The organism is Burkholderia sp. BCC1998, assembly GCF_905339875.1.
Lineage (GTDB): Bacteria > Pseudomonadota > Gammaproteobacteria > Burkholderiales > Burkholderiaceae > Burkholderia.
Map to the genome: position 1 here is coordinate 53157 of NZ_CAJPHE010000026.1, position 16867 is coordinate 70023.

The 16867-nt window shown below is 62.2% G+C and carries 16 protein-coding genes; 9 read left to right on the plus strand and 7 right to left on the minus strand.

The window, feature by feature from the left end:
- The first annotated feature begins 640 nt into the window (after positions 1 to 640).
- The 8 genes from U5A56_RS31785 (at position 641) to U5A56_RS31820 (ending at position 7562) form a co-directional block, all read left to right on the plus strand.
- The gene (locus U5A56_RS31785) at positions 641 to 1510 is read left to right on the plus strand and encodes a fumarylacetoacetate hydrolase family protein (RefSeq protein ID WP_321926440.1); all 870 of its coding nucleotides are present in this window, start codon (positions 641 to 643) and stop codon (positions 1508 to 1510) included.
- Between the two features lie 116 nt (positions 1511 to 1626).
- Positions 1627 to 2718: a porin gene (locus tag U5A56_RS31790; RefSeq protein ID WP_321926442.1), complete on the plus strand. Its 1092-nt coding sequence runs from the start codon at positions 1627 to 1629 to the stop codon at positions 2716 to 2718.
- Between the two features lie 89 nt (positions 2719 to 2807).
- Complete coding sequence (locus tag U5A56_RS31795; protein WP_321926444.1) at positions 2808 to 4007, plus strand: acyl-CoA dehydrogenase family protein; 1200 nt, start codon at positions 2808 to 2810, stop codon at positions 4005 to 4007.
- Positions 4008 to 4010: 3 nt separating this feature from the next.
- Entirely contained in the window at positions 4011 to 4523 is a 513-nt protein-coding gene (locus tag U5A56_RS31800) for a flavin reductase family protein (protein ID WP_062883954.1), read from the plus strand.
- Positions 4524 to 4726: 203 nt separating this feature from the next.
- Positions 4727 to 5218, plus strand: coding sequence for an IS66-like element accessory protein TnpA (gene tnpA / locus U5A56_RS31805; protein WP_321926446.1), 492 nt, complete (start codon positions 4727 to 4729; stop codon positions 5216 to 5218).
- On the plus strand, positions 5194 to 5544 hold the full coding sequence (gene tnpB / locus U5A56_RS31810) for an IS66 family insertion sequence element accessory protein TnpB (RefSeq protein ID WP_257776135.1): 351 nt from the start codon (positions 5194 to 5196) through the stop codon (positions 5542 to 5544). Before tnpA ends, tnpB begins: the two co-directional genes overlap by 25 nt.
- A 31-nt stretch (positions 5545 to 5575) precedes the next feature.
- Positions 5576 to 7147: an IS66 family transposase gene (gene tnpC, locus U5A56_RS31815; RefSeq protein WP_321926450.1), complete on the plus strand. Its 1572-nt coding sequence runs from the start codon at positions 5576 to 5578 to the stop codon at positions 7145 to 7147.
- 94 nt (positions 7148 to 7241) lie between these two features.
- Positions 7242 to 7562, plus strand: a complete 321-nt coding sequence (locus U5A56_RS31820; RefSeq protein ID WP_321926494.1) for a GNAT family N-acetyltransferase — start codon at positions 7242 to 7244, stop codon at positions 7560 to 7562.
- A gap of 271 nt (positions 7563 to 7833) precedes the next feature.
- On the opposite strand, the gene U5A56_RS31825 is transcribed toward U5A56_RS31820, so the two are convergent.
- The 7 genes from U5A56_RS31825 to U5A56_RS31855 form a co-directional block, all read right to left on the minus strand.
- Positions 7834 to 8703, minus strand: coding sequence for an alpha/beta fold hydrolase (locus U5A56_RS31825; protein ID WP_321926452.1), 870 nt, complete (start codon positions 8701 to 8703; stop codon positions 7834 to 7836).
- Between the two features lie 109 nt (positions 8704 to 8812).
- On the minus strand, positions 8813 to 10042 hold the full coding sequence (gene mhpT / locus U5A56_RS31830; RefSeq protein ID WP_321926454.1) for a 3-(3-hydroxy-phenyl)propionate transporter MhpT: 1230 nt from the start codon (positions 10040 to 10042) through the stop codon (positions 8813 to 8815).
- A 107-nt stretch (positions 10043 to 10149) separates the two neighbouring features.
- Complete coding sequence (gene dmpG, locus U5A56_RS31835; RefSeq protein ID WP_321926456.1) at positions 10150 to 11163, minus strand: 4-hydroxy-2-oxovalerate aldolase; 1014 nt, start codon at positions 11161 to 11163, stop codon at positions 10150 to 10152.
- 12 nt (positions 11164 to 11175) lie between these two features.
- Complete coding sequence (locus U5A56_RS31840) at positions 11176 to 12123, minus strand: acetaldehyde dehydrogenase (acetylating) (RefSeq protein ID WP_062883948.1); 948 nt, start codon at positions 12121 to 12123, stop codon at positions 11176 to 11178.
- 8 nt (positions 12124 to 12131) lie between these two features.
- Complete coding sequence (locus tag U5A56_RS31845) at positions 12132 to 12911, minus strand: 2-keto-4-pentenoate hydratase (protein ID WP_062883947.1); 780 nt, start codon at positions 12909 to 12911, stop codon at positions 12132 to 12134.
- A gap of 4 nt (positions 12912 to 12915) precedes the next feature.
- The gene (locus tag U5A56_RS31850; protein WP_062884022.1) at positions 12916 to 13896 is read right to left on the minus strand and encodes a 3-carboxyethylcatechol 2,3-dioxygenase; all 981 of its coding nucleotides are present in this window, start codon (positions 13894 to 13896) and stop codon (positions 12916 to 12918) included.
- 1 nt (position 13897) lies between these two features.
- Positions 13898 to 15739 carry a bifunctional 3-(3-hydroxy-phenyl)propionate/3-hydroxycinnamic acid hydroxylase gene (locus U5A56_RS31855; protein WP_062884021.1) on the minus strand — a complete coding sequence of 614 codons (1842 nt, stop codon included), beginning with the start codon at positions 15737 to 15739 and terminating at the stop codon, positions 13898 to 13900.
- A gap of 263 nt (positions 15740 to 16002) precedes the next feature.
- On the opposite strand from U5A56_RS31855, the gene U5A56_RS31860 reads away from it, so the two are divergent.
- Positions 16003 to 16800, plus strand: coding sequence for a DNA-binding transcriptional regulator (locus U5A56_RS31860; RefSeq protein WP_321926496.1), 798 nt, complete (start codon positions 16003 to 16005; stop codon positions 16798 to 16800).
- The last annotated feature ends 67 nt before the right edge of the window (positions 16801 to 16867 follow it).

The following is a 16867-nucleotide window of genomic DNA, read 5'->3' on the forward strand; positions in this document are numbered from 1 at the left end:
TCCATCCTATCTAGGTCCACAGCCTGATATCGGACGAAAGCAATGTCTGTAACCCCTGCCATCGAATCTCTCCACGTTGCGGTTTACTCCGACGTCCCCAACCGGCCGTCCACTTTCGTAGATTAAATTCATTTTTATCGATATTCAATAGGGAAATCCAGTATGTGCCGACGAACCGTTCGCTGGGGTCAACCATGCCCAGCTGTCATACCAAGGCGCCTCCCTTGGGGCAACTTGGCCGCCTGCAATCGCACTCTAGGGAAGGACTGAGCCGACTAGGAAAGCCACGCAGCAACGAGCCCTCACCCACTGCCGGCACACCCTAAGCCCCTCCTTACGACCTCGGGAACGAGGCTGCGCCCCAACATATTATCGATTTCCCTAGTGTTTATCGATAATAACGCAATCTATCCTTCAGACATCCCGACATCCACCCGCCACGTGCAGACCAGTTGGCGACAACTGAACAGGAGGTCGGGCCGCAAGCAAGTGGGACGTCTGACGCTCTAAAACCGATCGGACCTCTGTCAGTCGGGCAAGGCAATTGACCCTCACCACGATGCGGCGACGTCTACAGTCGGTCCGGTGGGGCTACGCGACGGCGCCCTGTCATTTAGTGACATCACATACGGATACTTTCATGAAACTCGCACGCTATACCTACCTCGGGCAAACGATGATCGGGGTGGTTCGAGATCAACAGGTTTTCGATCTTGGGCCGTTCCTGCCGCCGGTGTTGACCACGATCCGCGAACTCCTGTCGGCCGGCGCCCCGCTGCTCGCGGAGATTGAAAAAGCAGTCGGAACTTCGTCAAACGGCACCCCGCTCGAGGATGTACGACTTGAATGCCCTGTTCCCGACGCGCAGAAGTACCTTGCAATCGGAATGAATTATCACGACCACGCCGAGGAGGCAGCGCGTGCCGGCGTTCCGATGCCGAAAAGTCAGGTCTGGTTCAACAAACAGGTGACTTGCCTCACAGGCCCATTCGATCCAATTTTCAAACCTCGCGTATCGGACAAGATGGACTATGAAGCTGAACTCGGCGTGGTGATCGGTCGCCGGTGCCGATACGTCAGTATCGAAGAGGCTCGCAACGTCGTGGGCGGCTATTTCGTTTCCAACGACGTTTCAGCGCGTGACTGGCAACTCAAGAGCCCTACGTTCACGCTCGGAAAATCCTTCGACAGTCACGGCCCAATCGGTCCGTGGATCACTACTGCCGATGAGGTTCCGAATCCGCACGCATTAGAGATGAAATTGTGGGTCAATGGCGAACTTCGCCAGCAGACTAATACCGGCAAGATGATTTACAACATCTGGGAGCAGATCCATGAGCTCTCACAGGTCATGACGCTTGAGCCAGGCGATCTCATCGCGACTGGCACATGTGCGAACGTCGGTATCGCCCTTGGCAAGTTCCTCCAGCCAGGTGACGTAGTTCGCGTTGATATCCAGCAACTCGGTCATATTGAGAATATGGTTGCGGACGAGCCGATCCTCGCCTGACCTGACCAACGCTTTAACTGACCGATTCGAGCTGACCTATCAAACTGGTCGGCCACGTTTCTACTTTGCCCCGACGGCAAAGTCCTAACAAAAAGACGAGAATCCAGGAGACGGTGATGCGAAAAATTCTTTCAATAATCTCATTAGGAATACTATTTAATCAATCGGCTAGCGCACAAAGCAGCGTAACGGTTTACGGAATGATCGATAGTGGTATCTCGTACATCTCAAACGAGGGCGGTCATGCAACCGTAAAGTTCGCAGACGGCATGTTCGCGCCAAATCTGCTGGGATTTCAAGGAATAGAAGATCTGGGCGGGGGAACAAAAGCGATCTTCAAGCTCGAAGATCAATTCCAGCTCGGTACCGGAAACATCCTAATGCCCGGCATCTTCGGACGCAACGCGTATATCGGACTCGAAGATGCGCGGCTCGGCACCCTGACTTTCGGGAATGTCTATGAGTTTATGTTCACCGCTCTAACATCGGCTGGCAACAGTCCCGGCCTCCCAACCGGCGGCCTCCACAATTTCCCAGCTGGCCCCTTCCAGAAACTGAATTTGCCCGGAAATCCGACCGGTTGGTTCGACTGGAGCAATACAAGTGGAACGCCGGTCCCAAACGCAGTCAAATATCAGTCACCTAAGTTCGCAGGATTGTCGGTCGGTGCTCTGTACTCGTTCGGAGGAGTCGCAGGATCTTTTGGCTCAAACTCAGCCGAAAGCGTCGGGGTCAACTATGACGCCGGGCCTTTTGGCATCAGCGCAGCATTCACTGAACACAAGTATCCCGGGACAGTCGGGGGCTCACCGCAAATTTCAATCCGGAACTGGGGACTCGGCGCGCACTACGTAATTGGTCCGATTCTAGTCACGGGAAATTTTGTGACCGTACGCAACGCGTTCAACGGTGCTTACGCCTATGCAGGACAATTGGGCGGCAACTGGCAAATTGCGCCGGAATGGTCGTTCGGTGCGAATTATATCTATATGAAAGGAAACGAGGAACTAGATAACAACCACGCACACCAGTTCGGTGCCCTTCTCAGCTACGCGCTTTCCAAGCGAACCATCGTCTATGCAGAATGCATCTATCAACGTGCAAATTCCGGGGCTCATGCATCGATTAATGGGATTACTGATGCAAATGGATCCTCTAGTACGTCAAATCAAGCAATTGCCAGAGTGGGTATTCATACCTTGTTTTAAGAAGCAATTCGCTGAACCGACGCCCACCGAACCCGTCATGATCAACGGCATCGCTATTGACCGACTCTCCCATCGGAGGAGAATAAAATATGAATGCACCGATTACCTTTGAAATCGATGAAGAACTGGTTGCTGCGGCGGCCGCTATTGTGCCGGCTCTGAAGCAGCGCACAAGCACAGTAGATAAATTGGCTCGCTTGCCGCAGGAAACTATCGATGACCTCGACGCAGCAGGCCTGTTTGGGCTCACTACACCGCAACGCTACGGCGGCAAGCAGACGTCACTACGAACGTTCCTCGAAGTTGTCGCCGAACTCGGCCGCGGCGACGCATCGGCGGCGTGGGTCGTGGCGCTAACGAACGTCAGTACCTGGGGCGTCGCTGCGTTCTTCGACAAAGACGTCACCGACGAGGTCTTCGGCGGTGCGACGCGCGCGCGCGTGGTAGGGGTACTCTCACCACGCAAGGCGACGGTAAAAAAAGTCGCGGGCGGCTACATCATCGAGGAGGGCATCTGGGGATTCAATTCCGGGATCTATCACGCAAACTGGGATTTGCTTGGAATTCCGATCGTCAACCGCGACGGAAAAGTCATCGACCAGGGCGTAGCACTGGTCCGCGCGAGCGACGTGAACACGCTTGACGATTGGAATGTCATGGGATTGCGAGGAACCGGCAGTACGAGCGTACGCGTCTCGAACCTGTTCGTTCCGGACACGCATGTGGTATCGATGAATGAGCAAATTGAGGGTAACTATGTCAGCAGGCACGCTCCCTCAGATGCCCTATACCGCATCGCTTGCATTCCTATGCTATCGATCATTCTGGTTTTTCCAGCGCTCGGCATTGCCCGCAATGCGCTCGACACATTCCTCGAACTTCTGCCGCGACGCGGGATTCAGTACACGTGGTACGTGAACCAAATCGAAGCCGCCGTTACGCATCTTCAGGTTGGCGAAGCATCGGCCAAGTTAGATGCCGCGCGCACGATTATCGAAAAGCAAGTGAACACCCTCGAAGCGTGCGCCGCATCGGCTCGATACATGGCGCATATCGACCGAGCCAGGGTTCGCCGTGATGTAGGCCTAGCAGAAAAACTCATCTGGGAAGCGGTTGATTTGCTGGCAACCGCTTCGGGTGGATCGCTTGCATCGCATGGCAATCCGTTTTCGCGAATTTGGCACGATGCTCGCGTCGCTTCGCTGCACGGCATTGTTACCCCGACGACGAACTTCGAAACCTTCGGACGCCTTGCCTGCGGACAAGTCCCCGACACACCACTGATCTGAGCCATGACCACAGCTATCAACTTGGACGTAACGCGCTTTCGCCAAGCCATGGGGAAATTCGCCACTGGGGTAACCATCATCTCATTTCGTCACCAGGAGGCAAGCGCCGGCATGACTGCAAACGCATTCATGTCGCTCTCCGTCGATCCTCCGATGATTCTCGTTTCCGTACGCACACAGTCGCGTTTCGCCCAATCTGTGGGAATCGGTGAATTGTTTGGAGTAAGTATCCTCAGCGAAGATCAAGAAGAGCTTAGTCGCCATTTCGGCGGGAAACCACAAGATGGCCTGAGTGACCCGTTTCAGGTCACCGGGAACGTGGTCGTTATCCGGAACGCATTGGTGCAGATCGCCGCGCGGGTCAACGCGGTCCATGTAGGCGGCGACCACCTAATCTACACTGCCGACGTCGAAACACTGACCGAAAGAGATGGACCACCGTTGCTGTTCTTCAGCGGAAAATACAAGCAGATTTTCGCTCACGACCCACTCCAGTGTTGGAATGACCATAGCTGAGCGCTCGCTGGCACCATTGCGCCGTCTTGTCGTCGTTGCGCCGAATGAAAAAACAAACACAGAGTTGTCGCTTCTGACATTCCGGGCGTGCGCAGTGCGTCTGGTGCTTGAGCAGCGTAAGCGGTCAATAAATAGCGCCCTTCTCATGAGGGTCGGGAGGTCAGAAGCTACGTGTCCGCGTGGACACCTGCACTCAGACCTTAATGACAGAGCAACCGAATCTTCGAAACAGACTGGTAGTTGGCCGCAAGCGAGATGGTCGACGCGAATTTGATGAAGCAGCGCGGCAGGAGTTGGTCGAGCTGTGCTTGCGACCTGGCGTGTCGATTGCTCGCACGGCGATGGATCACGACGTCAATCCGAACCAGTTGCGTAAATGGATCGCGAGTCATCAACAACGGCAACTTGCACGGCCAGTGGCCGATGAGGTTATGGCCGACGGCGTACCCATTGATATTCCAGGACCAACGTCCCGTTATCCCTCACCCGAGCCACCGTCTGCATTTGTGTCGGTGGTGTCGGCGCCACAGCAGCCGTCACCACCGCATTCGCCTGAGTCGCTGATGGCAATCGCGTTGCATGTGCGACTACCCAACGGCGTCGAATTTGATCTTGGCGAGGCGAGTGTCGATGAGCTGGCCACGGTGATCCAGATGCTCGGGAGGCTGCCGTGTTCCGGTTCGACGAAGGGCTGAAGGTCTACCTGCATCGCGATCCGGTCGACTTCCGCATGGGCATCAACGGATTGTCGATCCTGGTCGAACAGGCAATGCGCCTGAACCTGATGACCTCGGCACTGTTCGTGTTCGGCAACCGCCGTCGCGATCGCATCAAGATTCTCGGCTGGGGCGGCAACGGCTTCTGGTTGCTGCTCAAGCGCCTCGAAGCCGACCGCTTCGTCTGGCCGAACGGGGGCGACACGATCACGCTCAGCGTTGAGCAGTTGCATTGGCTGCTCGACGGCATCGACCTGGCCGTGATCCAGAAGCATCCCCGGCGATATTACGCGCGGATGAGCTGAACACCACGCGGGTGACATGGTCTAATCGGCCATGCCGAACAGCCCCGTCATGCCGAGTGTTGAGGAATACCAGGCACTGCTCGCCGAACGCGATGCGCTGCGCGGTGAGCTTCGACTCGTGACGGCTCAGCGCGATCTGGCCGAGGAGAAACTGCGGGCCTACAAGCACGAACTGTTCGGCGCATCGAGCGAAGCGCGCCATGCCGACCAGCTCGGTCTGTTCAACGAAGCCGAGGCGCTGGCGACGACTACCGACGTGCCCGCGCGCGAGGATATGCCCGGCACATCGGTGGCCGCCCACACGCGAGGCAAGCGCGGGCGCAAACCACTCGATCCGAACCTGCCGCGCGAGGTCGTGCGGCACGAGTTGCCCGAGTCCGAACGGTTCTGCGCGCATGATGGCCATGCTCTCGTCGAGATCGGCGTGGAAACGAGCGAACAGCTCGACGTGATTCCCGAGCAGGTGCGCGTCGTTCAGCACCAGCGGGTCAAGTACGCATGCCCGTGCTGCGACCTCGGCATCAAGGTGACGCCCGCACCGGCGCGCATCGTTCCTCGCGGGCTGCTCACGGAATCCGCGCTGGCGTGGATCATCACCGGCAAGTACCAGTACGGTATGCCGCTGTATCGCCAGGCCACGCTGCTGCGTCGCTTCGGCGGCGACATCTCGTCGAACACGCTGGCCGCCAGCGTGGTTCGGGTGGGCCTGGCCACGCAGCCGGTGATCAACCTGATGCGCGACGCGCTGCTCGAATCGGACCTGATCTACGGTGATGAGACAACGTTCCAGGTGCTGAAGGAGCCAGGACGCAGGCCGCAGGCGAAGAGTTACCTATGGGCGCAGGTCAACGGATCGGGGCCGCCCGTGCGAATGTTCTCGTACTCGCCGGGACGCGGCGCCCAGCATGCGCAGAAGCTCTATGCCGGCGTGCAGCCTGGCACCGTGCTGATGACTGACGGGTACGAGCTCTACAACGGCATCGCCCACGATCACCAGCTCGTGCATCTCGGATGCTGGGCACACGTGCGCCGCGGCTTCATCAAGGCCGAGGAGTCGGTGCCGAAGGCTGCACGCTCGCCTGATCTGCTGGCCACGCGCTTCGTCGTGCTGATCGGCAAGCTGTTCGCGGCCGAGGCGCGCAGCGCGAAGTGGAAGTCTGAACGCCGGCAGCGACTGCGTACCCGGTACAGCGCCCGCGTGCTCGCCATCATCGAGCGCATGCTGGTCGAGCATCTGCCGGGCGTCGTGCCGTCGAGTCTGCTCGGCAGGGCATTGCAGTACATGAGCGGACAGTGGCCCAAACTGGTTCGATACGTCGGTCACGGCAACTGGCCGATCTCGAACAACCTGTGTGAGAACGCGATCCGACCGTTCGTCGTCGGCCGCAAGGGCTGGTTGTTCTCCGATACGGTTGCCGGCGCGCAGGCCAGCGCCAATCTGTACTCCCTCGTGGAAACGTGCAAGGCGAATGGCATCGATCCGTATCGCTATCTCGTCTCGCTGTTTAGGGCATTACCGAAGGCAACAACTCTCAGCGACTACGAAGATCTTTTACCTTGGAGCACTGTACGTGATGAAGTCATCGGACATTCTCATCCGTGAATCGCGATCATCGGATCACGCAACAATCGCGCTCTTGCTGCAGCAACTCGGCTACCAGACAACTCCAGCGCTAGTCCTCGAGAGGATTGAAGCGATGCGTCCGAGCCCGGTGGACAAAATCATTGTGGCATCAGTGCGAGAACAAGTCATCGGCAGTATCAGCCTCCACGCACTACCTCTCTTACACGCGGCGGGCAATCTCGGGCGCATAACTAGCATGGTCGTCGACGAGCGATATCGGGGAAACGGAGTTGGTAGCGCACTGATTGACGCTGCAGAACACTGGTTTAGGCAGGTCGGATGTGTAAAGTTGGAAGTGACGAGCGGCGACCATCGACCGGCTGCTCATCACTTCTACGAGCGACATGGTTTCTTGAGGGACGGCCAGAGACTCTCCAAGAAGCTCCATTCATAGAGGGGCGTCATTACCTGATCGCTTACTGAGCAGCGACGCGAACATCCGCCGATATGAGCGGCGGTGCTTCGATCGCGCCGATGGTCTCATACGCCAAGACCGCTGGATGGCGTGTAACTGGAACATTCATCCTTGGTCTTGGTCGCTCGCAGTTCGCGTCGTCCATCCTCGTCACGGCGGTGCTGACTTTGCGCAACTGTACGCAGCTACGTAAGGTCACGCAGACGGTGTAAGCGGCGGTGCACCTAAGGGAAGTTCCGTAAATCGAGGTTCATGCTGCCAAAAATTCGAGCACCATCCGATTGAACTTCCCTGCGTGCTCCCACTGCGCCCAATGGCCGCAGCGGCTGAACACGTGCATCTCGGCGTTTGGCATCCCCCATACGAGACGCAGGCCGGTATCGAGCGGCACGAAGCGGTCGTCCCTCCCCCAAATCACGAGCGTCGGCGCAGCGATCTCGCCGAGGCGTGGACCGTAGTCAGTGAACTGCTTCGGATTCGCCGCTAGGCTCCTCACGAAATTCTCGAGATGGTCACGGCGCGCGAGGATGTTCGCGAGACGTGTCTGCAGCAGTTCGTCGGTCAGGCTACTTGTGTCGTACACGAAGATGTTCAGCATCTGCTTCAGGTTGTCAAGCGTCGGCTCGCGGTACACCTTCTGAAGCAGCTTGATGCCCTCGGTCGGCATCGGCACGAACTGGCTCGGGCCGCCGGTGCCGCCGCCCATCAGGACGAGCCTGCCGACCTGATGTGGATACAGCAGTGCGAACGCGACCGCGCTGTGGCCTCCCATCGAGTTGCCGATGATGTGCACGCGTTCGATGCCGAGCGCATCAAGCAGCGCCTTCAGCGCGCGCGCGTTCAGCTCGGAGCGCGAGCCAGTGTTGATGATCGTGTCGCTCTTGCTCCAGCCCGGGCAGTCGAGCAGCACGACGCGGTAGCCCGCATCGACGAACGCGCCGACGTTGCGATGGAAATTCGCCCAGCCGCTCGCGCCGGGCCCGGAGCCGTGCAGCATCACGACTGTTTCGCGGCCCCGCCCCGCGTCGTTGTAGTGCAACTTCAGGTCGTGCTCGCCGACCGTCACCTGCACGAACCGGCTCGTGCTTTCTTCCGTCAATGTGTGTCCCTGTTGCGTCATGTTGAACCTCATTCGTTAATGCATCGATCACGCGAATGCACGCGCGCATCCGCCGCTGGAAAGCGCGAAGCGGCATGCCGCATCCGCGTCGCCCTGGAAAGATAATCCCCTACTCGGCCGCCAGCACGGGACCTCCCGCACGATTGCGCGCGACCACCGTCAGTGCGGACAGCGCCGCGACGACGACGAGCGGAATGCTCGACGCCATCAGCATCGTCGTGCTCTCGCCGAGCGCGAGCAGCTGCCCGGCCACGAACGGCCCGAGGATCGAGCCAACCCGCCCGACGGCGACCGCCGCTCCGACGCCCGTGCCGCGCATGCGCGTCGGATAGATCGCGCTTGCGAGCGCATACAGCACGGACTGCGCACCGATCAGGAACATCCCGCACATCAGCGCGCCGCCAGCAAGCCACGCAGCATCGCGCGCGCCGGTCATCAGCGCGAGCGCGCATACGATTCCGACATACATGCCGACCACCGTAGGGCGCCGCCCGATACGGTCCATCAGGCTTGCGATGCCGATCGCGCCGAGCCCGCCACCGACGTTGAACATCACCTGCACGAAGCTCGACTGCGCATGCGTGAGGCCGCGCATCATCACCATCGACGGCAACCAGTTCATCAGGAAATACAGCACGACGAGTGTGCCGAGGTAGCTCGCCCACAGCGCGGCCGTCGTCGCCGCGCGACTTTCGCCCCACAATGCATGCGCCACACTCGCGTCGGCCGCCTGCGCCCGATCCGTGCGCGTCTCGACGAACTGTGCCGACTCGTTCAACCACAGCGCGAGTAGTGGCAATACCAGTAATGGCCCAATCCCGCCGACGTAAAACACATGCCGCCAGCCGGCCGGTTCGGTACTGATAACTCCGATGGCCGCGCCGAGCGCCGCACCGAACGGCATTCCGCAATACATCGCGCCAACCGCCGTACTGCGCTGCTGCGGCAGCGCCGCTTCGGAGCACAGTGCGATCAGGTTCGGCATCGCTGCGCCGAGCCCGAGGCCAGTCACGAAGCGCGCGGCGAGCAGGCTCTCGAAGCTCCACACCTGGGTGGTCGCCAGCGAGAACACACCGAACAGAGCGACTGACACCATCAGCACGTGCTTGCGGCCGAGCCGGTCGGCGAGCCGCCCACCGAGCGCCGCGCCGGGCAGCAGGCCGAGTGCGCCGATCCCGAATGCCCAGGCCATCTGTGCGGCGCCGAGCACGAATTCATGCGCCATCCGTGGCGCGGCGATGCCGGCCGACTGCAAGTCCAGCCCTTCCAGCAACGCGACAAGCAGGCATAAGCCGATCGTGCGTGCTCCGCCAGCGTGGCCGTGTTTCGACGTCTTCATGAACAGTCTCCAATGTGATGTGCATCGCTCTTTGTGGCGATGTCGATGAAGGTGCGGCGGTCTCCGAAAACAAGCCGAAGGGCCCGCCGCCTCGGCCCCTCACGGGGTCAGCCGTGCGCGCGCTTCAGGTCGAGCGCGACGTCGACGATCATGTCCTCCTGCCCACCGACCATTCGGCGCTTGCCGAGCTCGACGAGTATGTCCACCGTCTTCAGTCCATACTTGTTCGCGGCCGCCTCCGAGTGGCGCAGGAAGCTCGAATACACGCCCGCATAGCCGAGCGCGAGTGTCTCGCGGTCCACGCGCACCGGACGGTCCTGCAGCGGACGCACGATGTCGTCGGCTGCGTCCATCAACGTGTACAGATCCGTGCCGTGGTTCCAGCCCATGCGCTCGGCCGCCGCGACGAACACCTCGAGCGGCGCATTGCCGGCGCCAGCGCCCATGCCGGCGAGGCTCGCATCGACGCGGTCGCAGCCTTCCTCGACTGCGACGATCGAATTCGCGACCCCGAGGCTCAGGTTGTGGTGCGCATGGATGCCTGTCTGCGTGTCCGGCTTCAGCGCGGCCTTGATCGCGCGGAAGCGGTCGCGCACGTCGTTCATGTTGAGCGCGCCGCCAGAATCGACGACGTAGATGCAGGTCGCGCCGTAGCTCTCCATCTTCTTCGCCTCGACGGCCAGGTCTGCCGGTGTCGTCATGTGGCTCATCATCAGGAAGCCGACCGTGTCCATGCCGAGTTCGCGTGCATATTCGATGTGCTGCTTCGAGATGTCCGCTTCCGTGCAATGCGTCGCGACACGCACGACGCGTGCACCGGCGTCGTAGGCGGCCTTCAGGTCGTGGATCGTGCCGATGCCGGGCAGCAGCAATGTCGCGATCTTCGCGTGCTCGACGACGTCGGCCACTGCCTCGATCCATTCGAGATCGCTGTGTGCGCCGAAGCCGTAGTTGAAGCTCGACCCTTGCAGGCCGTCGCCGTGCGCGACTTCGATGCTGTCGACCTTCGCGTGGTCCAGCGCGCGTGCGATGTCCTGCACGTTCCGGATTGAGTACTGATGCCGGATCGCATGGCTGCCATCGCGCAGTGTAACGTCGGAGATATAGAGTTTCTTGCTCATCGGGAATCTTCCTTATGCGCTCACGCGTTGCAGCGACTGCGCCATGCGCTCGGCGGTCGCGAGCGCGGCGGACGTCATGATGTCGAGGTTGCCGGCATAGGCGGGCAAGTAATGCGCGGCGCCTTCGACCTCGATGAAGATCGATGTCTTCAGCCCGCTCACGCGGCCGAGGCCCGGGATGTTCAGCGGCGCGGATGCCAGAATCTCGTCGAACTGCACGGCCTGCTTCAGCCGGTAGCCAGGCACGTACGCCTGCACCGCGCGCGCCATTTCTTCGACGGATGCGGCGATCTTCGCCTGGTCGGCCGGCTCGGACAGCACGTACACGGTGTCGCGCATCATCACCGGCGGCTCAGCCGGGTTCAGGATGATGATCGCCTTGCCGTGCGCGGCGCCGCCGACCGCCTCGATCGCTTTCGACGTCGTCTCGGTGAATTCGTCGATGTTCGCGCGTGTGCCGGGCCCGGCCGACTTGCTGCTGATCGACGCGACGATCTCCGCGTAATGCGCCTTCGCGACGCGCGACACGGCCGCGACCATTGGAATCGTCGCTTGCCCGCCGCAGGTCACCATATTCACGTTCGGCGCATCGAGATGCGCGTCGAGGTTGACGACCGGCACGCAGTACGGGCCGATCGCCGCGGGTGTCAGGTCGATGCAGCGGATGCCGGGCTTCAGCGCGCGCAGGTACGCGTCGTTCTTCACGTGCGCGCCGGCCGACGTCGCATCGAACACGAAGTCGATGTCGTCGAACACTGGCAGCCGTGCGAGACCTTCGACGCCTTCGTGCGTCGTCGCGACGCCGAGGCGCGCCGCGCGCGCGAGTCCGTCGGACGCCGGATCGATCCCGACCATCGCGGCAACTTCGAGATGCTTCGCATGCCGCATAATCTTGATCATCAGGTCGGTGCCAATATTGCCCGAGCCAATGATCGCGGCCTTGAGTTTCTGAACGCTCATGGAAATCCTCAATCGATGAAGGTGGCGCGCACGCTGCCGAGGCCGGCGATCTGCGCGGTGAACGTGCCGGGCTGCTTGACCGCGACCATCGGACCAAGCGCACCGGTCAGGATCACGTCGCCCGCGCGCAGCGGCGTGCCGTGCCGCACCATCCGGTCAGCGAGCCACGCGGCCGCGTTCAGCGGGTTGCCAAGGCACGCGGCGCCGCTGCCGCGCGACAGCACTTCGCCGTCCGACGCGAGCGTCATCTCGCAGCCCCAGAGATCGACGTCCTTCAGCGGCACGGGCCGGCTGCCGAGTACAAACAGCGCACTCGACGCGTTGTCCGCAACGGTATCGACGAAGCGGATGTTCCAGTCCTTGATCCGGCTGTCGACCACTTCGATCGCCGCGAGCGCATACGCGGTCGCGCGCTGCAGGTCGGCGAACGTGTGCTTCTCGTGCACCAGATCGTGTTCGAGCACGAGCGCGATTTCCGCTTCGACCTTCGGCTGGATCAGCTGCGAAAGGCTCATCTGTTCGGCATCGCCGTAGGCCATCGATGCGAACAGCGTGCCGAAATCGGGCTGTTCGACGCCGAGTTGTTTCTGCACCGCGAGCGAGGTCAGGCCGATCTTGCGGCCGACCACGCGTTCGCATCGCAGCGCGGCGTTCGCCTGCTGGATCGCATAGGCGTCGTCGGCGTTCTGTTCGCCGATCTCCGCGCGCAGCGGATAGATTGGGGTGCGTTCGCGTTCCGCATCGCGCAGCCGGGCGGCCAGCGCATCGATGTGGGGTTGGGTCAGCATTTCGTCACTCCATTTCATTTGATCGATTCGATTGCGCCGCGGCGTCTCCCGCAGACCAGCCATGCATTGCGGCGAAGCCCGCGATCCATTCGGGAATCGGGCGGTAGAAGTCCCGCACCACGTGATACGGGCCCGCGGCCGCCAGCGCCGCGAACGCCGCAACCCACGCGCGAATCTCGTGCGCGGACTTGCCGCCGTCGCGCGTGATCGCGTCGTTGGTCATCCCGTCGACGGCCTTCAGTTCGCCGCGCTCGAGCACGTCGAGAAACGCCTGGTCCCATTCGGGATTGAGCGCGTGCAGCGGGCTATCGCCTGCCGCGAACGCACGCGCGGCGGCGACCGTGCGCGCCTCGCGCGCGGCACGCGCATCGGCATCCGGGTTGCGGCCGGCGATCAGCCGCTCGGCCATCTCGGGGCTCGCGGTCGCCAGTTCCGGCACCGGCGGCTCGTGCGAGATGCCGCCCGAACCGACCACGAGCACGCGCTTGCCGGTACGCGCGATGAAGCGGCCGATCGCGTCGCCGAGCAGCCTTGCGCGGCGCAACGTTGCCATCGGCGCCGCGACCGAGTTCACGAACACGGGAACCACCGGATAGCGGTCGAGGCCGCCTGTCAGCACGTCGAGCGCCTGGGCGAAACCGTGATCAATCTGCATCCGGTACGACACCGACACGTCAACGTCGCTGTCGAGCACGGCCTGGGCCAGCTCGCGGGCGAGCACGGCCGGCACGTTCAGCGGCCCCGCGAGGCTCCGGTAGTCGCCGACCGATTCCGCGGCGATGCCGATGCAGAACGGCGGCATCAGGTCGTAGAAGAAACCGTTGTAATGATCAGGCGCGAACAGCACGATGCATTCGGGATTGAACGCTTCGACGCGCGCGCGGGCTGCGGCCTGCACGCGTTCGACTTCGGCGACTACCTCCGGCGCCGGATCGAAGTAGCCGTGCAGCGGCGTATGGGACAGGCATTCGAGCTGGATCGGCATGTCACGCTCCCGCCGGCTGAGCGGCCGCGGCATGCGCGCCCCCGTCGGCCTGCGCCGGCCTCATGGTCGGCACGCTGTCCGTCAGGTGCAGCAGCGACGCCAGTTCGACGATCGCATCCGATACTTGCTGCGGCGCGCAGACGCCCGCGACGAAACGGTCCGGCCGCAGCAGCACGACCGACTGCGGGATCCGGCTGAACCAGTCCTTCAGGCGGCCCGTCGTATCGCCGATCGCGACCACACCGTCGGGCACATCGGCTGCATAGTCGAGTTGCGCGTCCGGCTTCGCGAGAACGAAGCACGCGCCGAGCCGTTCCCACACCGCGCGCGCCGCGTCGGTGAGGCCGAATGTCGGGTCGCTGCCCCAGCCTATCACCGCGAAGCGGTTGCCGATCGCGTCGTCGAGCCGCACCGTGCGGCCGTCGGGCATGCGCACGCGCGGCTGGATGAACATCCGGCCGACCGGTGACTGGCCGAACGTGTCGCGGCCGTAGACGAGCTGCCCGAACCACGAACCGCGCTTCTGACTCATCAGGCCGAGCAGCCGCCCCGGCGCGCTGCCGCCCGCACGTTCGAGCAGCCGCGCGAGCACGCCGCCTTCGCGCGTGCGTTGCGGCAACATCACGACGCCGGCCTCGTAGCGCGGCATCGGCTTGAAGCGCATCTCGACGAAGTAGCGCTTCGCGGACGGCACCGCACCGAGCGCACGCACGAAGCCGTCTCGCACTACGCGGCCGAACCGCGTCGTCGGTGCGAAGATGTCGCCGGCCACTTCCGACAGGTGAATCATCGAACGCGCATGGTCGCGCCGTTCGAGCGTATAGCTCTCGAGCAGCTCAGGCCGCGCCAGCCCCTTCGCGACCATCGCGAGCTTCCAGCCGAGATTGCTCGCGTCGCGAATCCCGCTGTTGTAGCCCTGCCCCTGCCAGACCGGCATGATGTGCGCGGCATCGCCCGCGAGCAGCACGCGGCCGATGTCGAAGCGGCGCGCGAGCCGCGCGTTGTGCGTGTACACGCGCTTGCGGATATAGTCGACCTTGTCCGGATCGGCGACCACCTTGCGGATCAGCGCGGCGAGGTTCTCCGGGCGCGACAGTTGCTCCTCGGTCTCGCCGGGCATCACCATGAACTCGAAGCGGCGGATCCCGTGCGGCAGCGCGGCCGACACGTAAGGCCGTTCCGCGTCGCAGTGCAAGTACACGTGCGGCGAGCCGAGCGGGTCGTTGCGCACGTCGACGACGATCCACTGGTTCGGTTTCGTGCGGCCTTCGAATGGCACGTTGAGCGCGCGCCGCACGAAGCTGTTGCCGCCATCGGCGCCGACCAGGTACGCGGCGCGCACGGTCATCTTCGCGCCGTGCGCGTCGACGATGTCGATGGTCACGCCGTCGCGGTCCTGCGCGAACGTGTCGACACTGTGCCCGAACAGCACGTCGACGTGCGCGAAGCGCTTCAGGCCGTCGTACAGCACGCGGTCCGCGAGCGGCTGGATGAATGCGTTGCGGCGCGACCAGCCGAATTCGTCGGTGCGCGGCTCGATCGACGCGAAGCAATGCCCGCTGCCGGTGACGAAGCGCATCCAGTGATCGGGGGTCGTGTGCGGCAGCAGCGCATCGGCGAGGCCGACGGTCTGGAATACGCGCAGCGCCTCGTCGTCGAGGCCGATCGCGCGCGGGTAGTCGATGATCTGCTCGAGTTTCTCGATAATGACCGTGCCGACGCCCTGCTGGCCCAGCAGGTTCGCAATCATCAGGCCGACCGGGCCGGCACCGATGATTGCGACGTCGGTCGCGATGACGTTGGGACTGGCCGGTGCCGGCGCAGCCTCGTATTGTGCAGGCATGTCTGTCTCCTTTGCGGCGCGGCTTGCGCCGCGCGTCTCCACTTTCCGGCCGGTGCCCTTGCGCAACGGCGCACATGCCGCCAGCGCCGCGGCAAATCGGCCTCTGCTACGATGAACGAGTCTTCGCCGACGCCATCCTCCGTGCCTTCTTCGCCGCCCGGGTATCCGGTTTCGAACAAAGTCTAAGGAGCGCAAGAGCGCGCCTCAACAATTTGAGCGAAACGTGCATCTGGCGCACATCATTGATTTATAAGGGATTTATTGTGTCGAAATACACCAGCGTGCGCGGGCTCGCACGCGGGCTGCAGGTACTGCGCGCGCTCAACGCGATGGAGCACGGCCGGGCGACGAGCCAGCAGATCAGCGAGGCCACCGGGCTGCACCGGACCACCGTGCGGCGGCTGCTGGAGACGCTCGTCGTCGAGGGCTGCGTGCGGCGCAGCCCGTCCGACGACAGCTTCCGGCTAACGCTCGGCGTGCGCGCGCTGAGCGAAGGCTTTACGGATGACGAATGGATTTCGACGGTCGCGCCGCCGGTGATGGCGCAGCTCACGCAGCGTGTCGTGTGGCCGTCGGACCTGACCACACCCGACGGCGATGCCATGATCATTCGCGAGACCACGCACCGTTTCAGCCCGCTGTCGTTTCACCGGTCGATGGTCGGCCGCCGGCTGCCGATGCTGCAAACAGCGGCCGGTCGCGCGTACTTCGCGGCCTGCCCCGATGCCGAACGCGAAGACATCCTCGCGCTGCTGCGTGCGAATTCCGACGACGAGGAACAGCGCCGCCTCGCATTCGACGACACTTATGTCGCAAACCTGATTCGTCAGACGCGCGCGGACGGGTTCGGGCTCAACGCGAGCGACTGGGGCGCGCAGAAGAAGATCGGCGCGGTTGCGGTGGCAATAGCTGCGCATGGACACGTGCTCGGCAGCCTGAATGTCATTTATCTATCGAAGGCGATAACGTCGGCAGAAGCGATCCGGCGCTTCGTACCTGAACTACAGGCAGCCGCGCAAGAAATTGTGAATGCGTTGAAGGGCATCGAAAAAAAGGACTGATCGCACAATGACGTCGGCCTAGTGGTGATGCCATTTATCTAATTCACCACTCAATACTCGCCACTGA